1 protein-coding gene is annotated in these 1,080 nt (G+C 63.6%); it reads left to right on the forward strand.

What is annotated here, in order from left to right; all coding sequences use genetic code 11:
• Positions 1-99: 99 nt before the first annotated feature.
• Positions 100-1,080: IS256 family transposase (locus tag ACSSV8_RS20215; RefSeq protein WP_454283682.1), on the forward strand; the 981-nt coding region annotated here is incomplete at its 3' end.

The following is a 1,080-nucleotide window of genomic DNA, read 5'->3' on the forward strand; positions in this document are numbered from 1 at the left end:
GGTCGTGTCGCGAAGGTGGTGGAAATTTGAAGGTGGCGTAATCTCCGGGTGAACGAAACCCACCCAACCGGCGGCTGGCACCGCCAAGGAGATCACGCCATGAACCAAGATACACAGACCAGCGCGCTTTCGCTACTTGCTTGCGATGACGGTTTTGACCCGATCGAGGACCGTCTGCGCGCCAACATCCGCGGTACCATCGAGGCGGTTTTCAACGAGGAACTGGACAGCTTTCTGGGCCGTCTGCGCTATGGCCGCGGGGCCGGAGCGGTGAAGGGGTATCGCCACGGCAGCCGGGATCGCCAGATCACCGGGACATTCGGCACCGAGACGATCAGCGTGCCGCGCGCGCGGGTGGAAGATGAGGCTGGCCGCGTCCGCGAATGGCGCTCAAAAGCGCTGCCGCGCTATCAGCGTCTGACCAAGACCGCTGAGGCGCTGATCGCGTCGGTTTACCTTTCGGGCACGAATACGCGCCGCGTGAAGCGGGCGCTTTTCGCGTTGTTCAAGGGGGCGGTGAGCAAGGACGTGGTCAGCCGCGCCTGGCGCAAGGTGAAGGGGGACTGGGACGCCTGGTGCGCGCGCAGCTTGGCCGATGAGGATATCATCCGGCTCATTCTCGACGGCACCGTGATCAAGACGCGGCTGGATAGAAAGGCCACGAACATCTCGGTTCTGGCGGCCATCGGGGTGCGCCGCGACGGACAGAAGGTGTTGCTTTCCATCATGAATATGGGTGGGGAGAGCAAGGCGGCGTGGGCACAGTTCCTCGCCGACCTCGATGCCCGCGGCCTGCAACGCCCCGAGCTTGTCATCGTCGATGGCGCGCCGGGGCTGGAAGCCGCGCTGGTGGCGCTCTGGGACGATGACCTGCCGATCCAACGCTGCACCGTCCACAAGCATCGCAACCTTCTGGCGCACGCTCCGCAGCATATGCATGAGGAGTTAAGCAATGATTACCGCGACATGATCTATGCCGAGACGGCGGCCGATGTGGAAAAGCGCCGCAAGGTATTTCTGCGCAAATGGCGGCTGAAATGCCGCGCGGTCGCCGATAGCCTCGAGGAAGCCGGAGACCGC

This window comes from Roseovarius sp. MBR-79, from assembly GCF_053628555.1.